General features: G+C 66.9%; 8 protein-coding genes. 4 read left to right on the forward strand and 4 right to left on the reverse strand.

The features are described from left to right. On the reverse strand, positions 1-718 hold a 718-nt coding region (locus tag G3N99_RS28535; RefSeq protein ID WP_206124057.1), incomplete at its 3' end, for an FAD-dependent oxidoreductase. A gap of 31 nt (positions 719-749) precedes the next feature. Further along, positions 750-1,103: a RidA family protein gene (locus G3N99_RS28540; protein ID WP_043186509.1), complete on the reverse strand. Its 354-nt coding sequence runs from the start codon at positions 1,101-1,103 to the stop codon at positions 750-752. Between the two features lie 287 nt (positions 1,104-1,390). Here G3N99_RS28540 and G3N99_RS28545 point away from each other — a divergent pair, with 287 nt between their 5' ends. The 4 genes from G3N99_RS28545 (at position 1,391) to G3N99_RS28560 (ending at position 6,745) form a co-directional block, all read left to right on the forward strand. Next, on the forward strand, positions 1,391-2,026 hold the full coding sequence (locus G3N99_RS28545) for an XRE family transcriptional regulator (protein ID WP_174941873.1): 636 nt from the start codon (positions 1,391-1,393) through the stop codon (positions 2,024-2,026). A gap of 126 nt (positions 2,027-2,152) precedes the next feature. Beyond that, positions 2,153-2,662 carry a GNAT family N-acetyltransferase gene (locus G3N99_RS28550; RefSeq protein WP_174984917.1) on the forward strand — a complete coding sequence of 170 codons (510 nt, stop codon included), beginning with the start codon at positions 2,153-2,155 and terminating at the stop codon, positions 2,660-2,662. Between the two features lie 295 nt (positions 2,663-2,957). Then, positions 2,958-4,316, forward strand: coding sequence for an aspartate aminotransferase family protein (locus tag G3N99_RS28555; RefSeq protein WP_206124058.1), 1,359 nt, complete (start codon positions 2,958-2,960; stop codon positions 4,314-4,316). 641 nt (positions 4,317-4,957) lie between these two features. Then, positions 4,958-6,745 (forward strand): amidohydrolase, encoded by a 1,788-nt coding sequence (locus G3N99_RS28560; RefSeq protein ID WP_241011898.1) that lies wholly within the window; start codon positions 4,958-4,960, stop codon positions 6,743-6,745. A gap of 80 nt (positions 6,746-6,825) precedes the next feature. On the opposite strand, the gene G3N99_RS28565 is transcribed toward G3N99_RS28560, so the two are convergent. Both G3N99_RS28565 and G3N99_RS28570 read right to left on the reverse strand, forming a co-directional pair. Further along, the gene (locus G3N99_RS28565) at positions 6,826-8,013 is read right to left on the reverse strand and encodes a M20 aminoacylase family protein (protein ID WP_206124060.1); all 1,188 of its coding nucleotides are present in this window, start codon (positions 8,011-8,013) and stop codon (positions 6,826-6,828) included. Between the two features lie 49 nt (positions 8,014-8,062). Further along, a partial coding sequence (locus G3N99_RS28570) for a diaminopropionate ammonia-lyase (RefSeq protein WP_206124061.1) occupies positions 8,063-8,969 on the reverse strand: 907 nt, incomplete at its 5' end.

Raw genomic sequence — 8,969 nt, forward strand, 5'->3', positions numbered from 1 at the left:
TGCCTTGCGCGGTGTCGACGCGCCAGCCGTTCGCGGCCGACAGCGTCAGCGCATCGCCGGTCAGGATGCGGCCGCCGAGTTGTTCGAAGTGGCGCGCATACGCGGTCACGAGTGCATTCGGATCGCTGATCGAATCGGAGTCCGGATAGCGCAGCGCACCGACGAGCGCGCGGCTCAGGTTCGGCTCCGCGTCGCGCAGCGCGGCCGCATCGAGCGCATCGAAGGTCACGCCGTATTCGGCGCGCCAGCGCTCGGCGTCGCGCGTTTCGGCATCGCGTGTCGCAGCCGTGCGAAACACCTTCAGCCAGCCGCCTTCGCGCAGCAGTGCGCCGGCGCCGGACGCCTCGATCAGCGCACGATGCTCGGTCACGCAGTGTTCGATCAGCGGCGCATAGGCGCGCGCGATCTCGGCATGGCGCGCCGGATGCGAATTGCGCCAGTAGCGGTACAGGAACGGAATCAGTTTCGGCAACGCGCCGACGTGATAGCGGACGTCAGGCGAGCGGTTGCACGCGTATTTCAGCAGCGTGCCGAAGCCGCGCGGAAACGCATACGGATACACGCCTTCGCGCTGGATCAACCCGGCATTGCCGAGCGACGTCTCGTTGCCGGGCGCCTTGCGGTCGACGAGCGCGACCGACAGGCCGCGCTGTTGCAGGTGCACGGCAACGGACACGCCGATCATGCCGCCGCCCAGGACGAGCGTGTCGAATGTCATCGGGAGTTCCTCGGGGCGGACGGCGCCGGCGTCAGGCGAGTGCGGTCACGGCGATCTCGACGTCGAGACCGGGTTTCATCAGCAACGCCTGCACGCACGCGCGGGTCGGCGCATGGCCGGCCGGCACCCATGCATCCCACACCGCATTGAACGCGTCGAAGTGCGCGGCATCGCTGAGCCACACGTTGGCCGTCAGCACGCGTGTCTTGTCGACGCCGGCCGAGGCGAGCAGCGCGTCGATGCGCGTGAGGATTTCGGTCGCCTGCACGGCGATCGGCGCGCCGGCCGTATCGGGCACCTGGCCGGCCAGGTGGACGAAGCCGTTCGCGATCACGACCTGGCTCATGCGTGCGCCGGTCTGCAGACGTTTGATTTCACTGGACATGGATTCCACCTTCGCGAGCCCGGCCACGAACAGCCGGGGAAATGACTGGGAAAGATCGCTGTCGTGCGCCGGATCGGGCAACCGCCGCACGGGCGAGCTGCGCCGATACGCACACGTGTCGTTCACGCCGGCCGCACCGGCCCCGCGAGTTTCGCGTCGTCCGATGCTAGAGTGGCCGTCACGCCCACCGTCGGCGATTTCGACGAAAATTATCATATACGAGAAAATTTATTCTCGTATACGACAAAACCCGTATTCACGTCACGCACGTCGCGCCCCGTATCCGCATGCCCAAATCCACCGCCCCCGTTCCGCCGCCCACCGACGCCGCGCCGCAGCTCGACCACCAGACGGTCGGCGCGCGGCTGCGCGACGCGCGCAAGTCGCGCGGCCTGACGCTCGCGCAACTGTCCGAGCGTTCCGGTATCGCGGTGTCGACGATCTCGAAGGCCGAGCGCGGCGACATCGCGCTCACCTACGACAAGTTCGCGGCGCTCACGCATGCGCTCGCGCTCGACTTCGACACGATGTTCGGCCGCCCCGCGCCCGCCGGCGCGATGACGCCGTCGTTCACGCCGGCCGGCCAGCAGATGGTCTACGACACGCCGAACTATGCGTACGGGATGCTCGCGAACGACCTGACCGGCAAGCGGATGGTGCCCGTGCGCGGGCGGATCCATGCGCGCAAGCTGTCGGACTTCGCCGACTACATCCGGCACAGCGGCGAGGAGTTCGTGTTCGTGCTGAGCGGCGAGCTGGAGCTGCGCTTCGAGAACGGCCATGCGTACCGGCTCGGCGCCGGCGACAGCCTGTATTTCGACAGCGCGGTCGGGCACGTGTATTTGAGCCTCGGCGACACCGATGCCGAGGTGCTCGCGTGCTGCGTCGACGGCGATGCAAAGCGGCCGCGCGACGTGATTTGAAATCGGGCACGCGGCCGGCCGAACGTCGCCGCACGACACCCGGATTCCTATTACGATAAGGACGATGCATCCCGCGGCCGCAGCGGCCCGCGCCGGCATGCACGACCTTCAACCGGAATCCCCCCGATGACGATCACGACCCGCCTGCTCGATGCGGCCGACGCCGCCCGTTTCCAGACCGTTCGCCTGCGTGCGGTCGACACCGCCCCCACCTCGTTCCTGCCGACGCTCGACGAAGAATCGCAGGTGCCGGTCGACGAATTCGCGACGCGCATCACGCCGACCCATGAACGTGCCGTGTTCGGTGCGTTCGACGGCGACACGCTCGTCGGCATCACCGGCGTGCGCCGCGATGCGCGCGTGAAGATCGCGCACAAGGCGACGATCTGGGGCGTGTTCGTCGATCCCGCGTATCGCGGGCAAGGCATCGCGCAGACGCTGCTCGAAAGCGCGACCGCGCACGCGGCGCAGGAATGGGAATGCAAGCAGTTGATGCTGTGCGTGAACGAGGTCAACGCCAACGCAGAGCGGCTGTATGCGTCGCAGGGGTTCGTGCGGTTCGGTACGGAGCCAAGGTCGCTGTTCGTCGACGGGCGGTTTTACGACGAGCACCACATGGTCAAGACGCTGGCATAACGGGGATACGACGGCGAACGGGCATCGTGAGAATCAGCCAGATGTGTCCTTGTGCCCGCCTCGCCCACCTCCGATCGGGCGCCAAGAATGTGAGCGCCCACCAACTTTCCATGCAATAAAACCGGCCGGGCCGACCCTCGCCGGTTTATGCGCAAAAACTTTTAAAAAAATGTCTGCGCCTTGGCCTCGCCCTGTCAGCCCCGCCACCGCCAACCCGCCTCCGTAATTCCGCCCCTGTTCATCCCCCCGGCGCCCGCGCTATCGTCTCCGTACCTTCACAGCCCAGGAGCTGCCTTTGCCTTCCCGTCACGGAGTCGACCTCATCCGCGCCCGCGCGCTGTTCGATCGCGAGCGCCGCGCATTCACCGAAGCCATGCCGGTCTCCCGCGCGCTGTCCGCGGAAGCGTCCGAGCATCTGCTGTTCGGCGTGCCGTTGCACTGGATGCAGGACTGGTCGACACCGTTCTCGCTGTACGTGAAGGAAGCGCGCGGCGCGACGTTCACCGACGTCGACGGCCATCGCTACGTGGACTTCTGCCTCGGCGACACCGGCGCGATGTTCGGCCATGCACCCGAACCGGTCGCACGCGCACTCGTCGAGCAGGCCACGCGCGGCTACACGACGATGCTGCCGAGCGAGGACACCACGTGGGTGTCGCGCGAACTCGCGCGCCGCTTCGAGCTGCCGGTCTGGCAGTTCGCGCTGAGCGCGAGCGACGCGAACCGCTTCGTGCTGCGCTGGGCGCGCGCGGCCACCGGCCGCAATACGATCGTGGTGTTCAACGGCTGCTACCACGGCACGGTCGACGACGTGTTCGTCGACCTCGTCGATGGCCGCCCCGTGCAGCGCGACAGCCTGCTCGGGCAGTCGTACGACCTGCTCGCGAACACGCGCGTCGTCGAATTCAACGACCTGGCTGCGCTCGAAGCGGCGCTGAAAAGCGGCGACGTCGCCTGCGTGCTCGCCGAGCCCGCGATGACGAACATCGGAATGGTGCTGCCCGATCCGGGCTTCTGGGAGGCCGCACGCGAACTGACGCGCCGCTACGGCACGCTGCTCGTGATCGACGAAACGCACACGATCAGCAGCGGCCCGGGCGGCTATGCGGTCGCGCACGAACTCGAGCCGGACATGCTGGTGGTCGGCAAGCCGATCGCAGGCGGCGTGCCGTGCGCGGTGTACGGGTTCAGCGCGGAATTTGCCGAACGCGCGAAGCAGGCGAAGCTGAACGCGCCGCCCGGCCATTCGGGAATCGGCACGACGCTCACCGCGAACATGCTCGCGATGCACGCGATGCGTGCGACGCTGGCCGAAGTCGCGACCGACGCGGCGTACGCACACATGTTCGAACTCGCCGCGCGGCTAGCGACCGGGCTCGAACAGGCAATCGCGAAGCACGGGCTGCCGTGGTGCGTGACGCGCATCGGCGCGCGCACCGAGTTTCAATTCGCGCCCGCGCCGCCGCGCAACGGGACGCTCGCCGGCGCGCAGCTCGACAGCGAACTCGAACACATCGTGCACCTGTACCTGCTGAATCGCGGCGTGCTGATCACGCCGTTCCACAACATGATGCTCGTGTGTCCGCAGACGACGGCCGATGATGTCGACCGGCTCCTGACGCAGTTCGACGCGTGCCTCGGCGAACTGGTGTGACGGCGTAACGCAACGGCCCATGCGCGTTGCGTTACCCCGGTCGCGGCCCGCGGGCCATCCGGCTAAGGGGCCCGCTGTCGGCCCCGACCTGCGTGTCGCCACTCGACGCCGCAGCGGGCACGAGCCGCATCACGAGATCGCCGCCATCGCGCCCGTTTCGGGCCCGCGCGTCCGGGCGGCGCATCACGGTCAAGGTGCAGGTCGCGTCGAAAGCGCCGCGGCAAGCGTGGCCCAGGGGATTCGCCGAACCGGACCCCGCCGGGAACCGAACCCGGCCGGGCCGCGCACCGCCTGCGCGACCTTCATGCCGATCAGCGCGCATCCCGCAAGCCGTCGGAACGTGTACGGATTTTGATCTTGATCCGTACGCACGCCGTGTTTATACATACGATTCAGCATTGACGCATCATGGTCTCGGCACCATCGCGTCGAATGCTGCATCCGCGTCATGCGCGGGCGGGGTTCCCGAAGCAAGTCGCACCAATGCCGTATCGCGATACCCGATGTATTTTTCTTCAAAATGTTTCGAATTCCGAAATGATAGGCAGCGAACAATAAATCAATCCAACGCATCAGAAACCAAAAAGGATTCAATCATGTTCCATCGACACCAGCTCGGATGTGCATGCTGCAGCCCTCATTTGGTCGCAACCGCCCTTGGCCAGGGCGAACACGAATGGCAGGATCTGCTCAAGGAATTGAGCCGGACGGAAGCGCACCGGGCGCCCGAAGCCGTGATCTTTCACGGTGGACGCATCTATCCGGACCCGGAAGACACCAGCAGGATGGTCGACGCGCTGGGTATCGCCGACCACAAGGTCATCGCCGCCGGGACGCTGGACGACGTACGCCGGCGGGTACGGGCATCCTTCCCCGACGCGCGCGAGCAGACGCTCAACGACAGCCAGACCTTGCTGCCCGGCCTGATCGACCCGCACATGCATATCCTGCCCAGCGCGGTTTTCCAGATCAAGCCGTGGGTCAACCTGTCGCCGTTCGAAGATCAAATGTTGCGTCGCGACTACGGCGAAGCGTTTATCCGCAAGGAGCTCGGGAAGGCTGTCGCCGATGCGAAGCAACGACAGGAAAAGTGGGTGGCCGGCATCGGCGTCGATCCGTCGCTGATGAGCGAATGGCTGAACCTCGACCGTGCGTGGCTCGACACGATCAGCACGGACGTGTGCCTGTTCCTGGTCAATGCCTCCGGACATCTCGCCTACGCCAACAGCGCCGCGTTGCAAGCCGCCGGCCTCCAGGACAGCGAGCCCGACGGCGTGCTGACCGAGTCGCAGGTCGACCTGGTGATGAAATGCATGCCGTCACCGAAGCCGGCCGATCTGCTCGTCAGCATTCGTGACGTGTTGTATGACGCGAACAAGCGCGGCATTACCACCCTGTTCGATGCCGGCCTGGGAATGGGAATGGGGTATTTCGAAGTGGTCGTGATGAAGGCGCTCGCGCAAACGCCATGGATGACGGTTCGTCTCGGCGCGGCCCTGTTCGGCAACAACGATCTCTGGTCGATGTGGCTGAAGCACTTCAAGCCCCAACTGGACAGCGGGCCCGAGGCCCTGTTTTCGATCCGGGCCATGAAGCTGATCGCCGACGGCTCCAACCAGGGGCTGACCGGCCTGCAACGCCAGCCCTACAAGTGTTGCGATGAACACAGTGTTCCCGGCGTGGGACCGAACGGCCTGTTCAACTTCTCCCCGGTCGAAACACTGGCTCAGATCATGCAGGAAGTCGTCGCGGCGGAATGGCCGGTCATGACGCATGCCAACGGCGATGAAGCCATCTCCAATGTATTGGCCGCCTACCAGCTGGCGCTGAGCAAGGTTCCGCCCCCGCCGTCAGTCCCGCCCCAACCCAGCCAGGCACCGGTCGAGTTGCGCCACCGGATCGAGCATGCGTCGCTGCTCAGCGACGACGACCTGCGCACGATGAAGCGGCTGTCCGTCTCGCCCAGCTTCCTGATCGGCCATGTCGGCTACTGGGGGCGCGCATTCCAGAAGACCATTCTGGGCGAAGAACGCGCGCAGAAGCTCGATCGATGCAAGTCGGCGCTGCGCGAGGGTCTTCGCATCAGCCTGCACAGCGACCGCTTCGTCTCCCCGCTCGGGCCATTGCGTTACATGGACCAGGCAATCGGGCGGGTCATGGAAGCCGACCCGGAGCTGGCGGTGCTGAATGAAGCCGAATGCCTGAGCCCGGCCGAAGCGCTGCGTGCGGTGACCATCGACGCGGCCTGGCAATGCCACCTGGACGATCAGATCGGCTCCTTGAAAGAAGGGAAGCAGGCCGACCTCGTGATCCTGGAACAGGATCCCCTGCAGGCCACGCCGGGAGGGAGCTATTACCAACTGCGCGAAATCCGGGTACATGAGACCTGGGTCAGCGGGCGCAAGGTTTACGACGCGCTAACCCGGTAGACCGTCGCGATCCGGCACCGAGCGGCTCCGATCGCCGATCACGCGTTCCATTTCGGAAGCCGGCGATCGGCGATCGTTCTTCAGGCCGCGCGGCGCGGCTCGCGCAGCGCGAGCCGCGCCACCGCGTCGAAATACCGTGCGCCGATCGACAGGATCTCGTCGTTGAAATCGTAGCCCGCGTTGTGCAGCGGCACGCCGCCGCGCCCGGCAGCCTCGCCGTTGCCGATGAACACGAAGTTGCCGGGCACCGCCTGCAGGAACGCGCCGAAGTCTTCCGAGATCATCATCGGCTGCACATCGGCATTCACCGCATCCGCACCCGCAACCTGCGCCGCGGCCCGCACGGCCGTATCGACCCATTCCGGCGAATTCACCGTCGGCGCGAACTCGTGCGTGTACTCGAACGTGCAGGTCGCGCCGTGCGTGCGGCAAATCCCTTCGCTGATCTCGCGCATCCGCGTGGCCAGCAGCGCCTGCACGTCGCGCGAATAGCTGCGCGTGTCGCCCTTGATCGTCACCGTCGACGGCAGCACGTTGCGCAGCCCGTCGGTGATGAACTCCGTGCACGAGATCACCGCCTGCTGGCCCGGATCGAGATTGCGCGACACGATCGTCTGCAGCGCGAGCACGACCTGCGCGCCGATCACGATCGGATCGATGCCCATGTGCGGGCGCGCCGCATGCGTGCCGCGCCCGTCGATCCGGATCACGAAGTTGTCCTCGCTCGCCATGATGCCGCCCGCCCGGGTCGAGAACGTGCCCGCGCGCATGCCCGGCATGTTGTGCGCGCCGAAGATCGCGTCGACCGGAAAGCGTTCGAACAGCCCGTCGGCCATCATCGCCTTCGCGCCGCGCCCATGCTCCTCGGCCGGCTGGAAAATGAAACGCACGGTGCCGTCGAAATCCTTGCGCTCGGCCAGCAACTGCGCGGCGCCGAGCACCATCGACATGTGGCCGTCGTGCCCGCACGCATGCATCTTGCCGGGCGTGCGCGACGCATGTTCGCGGCCCGGCGCGTGCTCGGCGATGTTCAGCGCATCCATGTCCGCACGGATGCCGATCGCGCGCTTGCCGGTGCCGGCCGTCAGGTTCGCGACGAGCCCCGTGCCGCCGATCCCGCGATGCACGTCGAGCCCGAGCGTCGTCAGGATGCGCGCGACGTAGTCCGACGTGTTCACCTCTTCGAAACCCGTCTCCGGATGCTGGTGCAGATGGCGGCGCCACGTCTTCAGTTGCCCCTGCAGCGTGCTTTCTTCGGTTGCGTCCATGGCGTTAGCCTCGTCAGTCGTAGTCGATCGGGATCGGTCGTGATGTCGTTCAGGCCGCCACTGCCGCGCGGTCCAGCCAGTCTCGCTGCCGCGCGAGCACGGCGTCGGCCGTCTCGCCGACGCAGCTCCGGTACACGGACGGCGCCGTCGCGCCTTCCGTATTGATCGCCAGCACGCGCGAATGCGCGTCGAGCCCCACCTGTCGCGCGAGCGCCGGGTCGCGCATCAGCACGTCCAGCGCCGCGACGCCGGCCGCGCCCGATTCGCCGGCCACCAGCGGCACGTCGCGTTCGCTGCCGGCCGCGAGGCCGCGCATCGCCTGCACCGCGTCTTCGTCGTCGATCAGCAAGAAGTAGTCGATGCACATCTCGAGGAAATCCCACGCCAGCGGCGACGCCTCGCCGCACGCGAGCCCGGCCATCACGGAGTCGACGCTGCCGGTCGCCTTGGACGCGCGCCCTGCCAGCGCGCTCTGGTACAGGCAATCAGCCTGGCGCGGCTCGACCGCGATGAAATGCGGCCGCTGCACGCCATCGCGCTCCCACAGGTAACTCGCAACGCCAGCGGCGAGGCCGCCCACGCCGCCCTGCAGCAGCACGTGCGTGAACGGCCGCCCGTCGTCCTGCGCCGCCTGCGCGGCCGCCTCGGCGGCGATCACGCCATAGCCCTGCATCACGTCGCGCGGAATCGCTTCGTAGCCGTCGTACGACGTATCCGACACGACATACCAGCCGTTCGCCTGCGCAAGCTGCGCCGCGCAGACGACCGACTCGTCGTAGTTCCCCTCGATGCGCACGATCCGCGCGCCGTATGCCGAGATCGCGCGTTCGCGTTCGGCCTCGACGTTCGCGTGCAGCACGATCACGCACCCGCAGCCGATCGCGCGCGCGGCGGCGGCCAGCGCGCGACCGTGATTGCCGTCGGTCGCGCTGATCACCGTCAGGTCGGCCAGTTCC

Source organism: Burkholderia sp. Ac-20392, from assembly GCF_017104585.1.
Taxonomy (GTDB): Bacteria; Pseudomonadota; Gammaproteobacteria; order Burkholderiales; family Burkholderiaceae; genus Burkholderia; species Burkholderia lata.